Below are 532 nucleotides of genomic sequence, written 5' to 3'. Positions count from 1 at the left end.
GCTGCTGACCGCACTCGCCGCGGCGTTTCCGACTACCGGCACACCATCGAACGACTCACCCCGGCAGGCACCGACGAAGCACTGCTGTACTGGCGGTTCACCGGCCCCACACCGGCGCCGCATTCCTCGGCACCCCGGCACTCGGTGCCTGCTCGGACCTCGTCGGCACCGACCTGTTCATCGCCGGCAGCGGAGTCTTCACCGCGCAACGCCTCGTTGAAGACCTGCTCACCCTCACCAGCCAACTGCGCCCGGCCCACACCGGATCATGACCGTGTGACCGATGCTCCTGGTGCGTCCGTCTCTTTTTCGAGCTGCGAGTGTCGTCACCGCGCGCGGCTGACCAGCCGTCCGATGGGGGGCTCGGCGCGAATCTCCTCGGCTTGGAAGGTTACGCGCTTGCCCTGGCCGGCGAGTATGACCGTATTGCCTGTCAGGGCGGCGACGTTCGTGGGCCACCCGGACCAGCCGTCCACCTCGAGGTTCTTCACACAGGTGCAAAGCAGGGCGAACTCGACCGCGTTGTGTCCTC

1 protein-coding gene is annotated in these 532 nt (G+C 67.1%); it reads right to left on the bottom strand.

Translation table 11 applies throughout. The features are described 5' to 3' along the window. Positions 1 to 326 precede the first annotated feature (326 nt). Positions 327 to 532 (bottom strand): hypothetical protein (locus TN53_RS48910; protein ID WP_046264179.1); only part of this gene is annotated, 206 nt, incomplete at its 5' end.

The sequence above is a fragment of the Streptomyces sp. WM6386 genome, from assembly GCF_000972385.1.
In the GTDB taxonomy this organism is placed as follows: Bacteria; Actinomycetota; Actinomycetes; order Streptomycetales; family Streptomycetaceae; genus Streptomyces.
The sequence above is the reverse complement of the archived record's forward strand: the minus strand, read 5'-3'. Positions and strand labels throughout refer to the sequence as shown.